This is a genomic window from Streptomyces cahuitamycinicus (assembly GCF_002891435.1).
Lineage (GTDB): Bacteria > Actinomycetota > Actinomycetes > Streptomycetales > Streptomycetaceae > Streptomyces > Streptomyces cahuitamycinicus.
In genome coordinates this window covers 1-1,103 of sequence record NZ_POUC01000861.1, presented here as the reverse complement: position 1 = coordinate 1,103, position 1,103 = coordinate 1, and the positions used below count along the sequence as shown (strand labels likewise).

Genomic DNA, 1,103 nt, shown 5'->3' with positions numbered 1-1,103 from the left:
GCACTGAGGGGGGCGGGGGAGGGCAAGGGGAGGCCATGGCGCCATCCTGCCGTCGGCCTGCAGAGTGCGCAAAGGTCATTGCGCATGTTGCAACAGCCGCTAGTGCACCTCGTCCACCAGCACATCCAGCGACCACGACTGCCCCGCCTTCGCGGGCGCCTGAGCCTCCACGACGTATCCGAGATCCCGCAACGCCTCCACCAGCTCGGCCGGTCCCTTCGGGTCGGCACCGGCGGTCAGCAGGCCGCGCACGATCCGCCCCTTCGTCGCCTTGTTGAAGTGACTGACCACCTTCCGCGTCGGCGCGTGCAGCACCCGCACGGACGCCGTGCGCCCGGCGACCTCGCCCTTCGGCTTCCAGGCGGCGGCGTACGCGGCGGACCGCAGATCCAGCACCAGCCCACCCCCGGCCACCTCCGGCAGCACCGACGCCATCGGCGTACGCCAGTGCGCGCCCAGCGCCCCGAGCCCCGGCAGCTTCACACCCATCGAGCACCGGTACGACGGAATCCGGTCCGTCACCCGCACGGCACCCCACAGGCCCGAGAACACGAGCAGCGAGCGCGCCGCACGCCGCTTGGCGGCCGTGTCGAGGGACGCCAGGCCGAGCGCGTCGTAGAGCACGCCGGTGTAGATCTCCCCGGCCGGCCGCGCCCCCGCCGTCCGCAACTCCGCGTTCTTCGCGACCTCGCCCCGCAGCCCCTCGCTCAGCCCGAGCACCTCGCGCGCCTTGTCCTCGTCCCCCGCGCACAACTCGACCAGCTCGGTGAGGACGGCCTCCTGGGCGGCGGACAGCCCCGGCAGGGACAGCGACTCGGGCTTCAGCGGGGCACCGCGGCCGGAAGAGGCCTTGCCCTCGGACGGCGGCAGCAGGACAAGCACGGGTGCTCCTTCGATCGAACTCCGCCGACAGCGTACGGGGAGCTCACACGCGGACCCGGCCGAGGGCGCCGCCGACGGCGCGGACGAGGCCGTCGGCGTCGTCGGCGTGGAAGCGGACGGGCCAGTCCCGCAGCAGCACGGACATCGCGACCGTCTCGACCAGGCACACGAAGCCGAACCCGGCCATCATCGCCCCCTGCCCGCCCGCATACCCGAAGGCC

Annotated in this window: 1 protein-coding gene; it reads right to left on the bottom strand. The window is 73.3% G+C overall.

Annotation, left to right across the window (positions count from 1 at the left end; genetic code table 11):
* Window positions 1-99: 99 nt before the first annotated feature.
* On the bottom strand, window positions 100-882 hold the full coding sequence (gene yaaA / locus C1J00_RS43485; RefSeq protein ID WP_102914240.1) for a peroxide stress protein YaaA: 783 nt from the start codon (window positions 880-882) through the stop codon (window positions 100-102).
* Window positions 883-1,103: the final 221 nt, after the last annotated feature.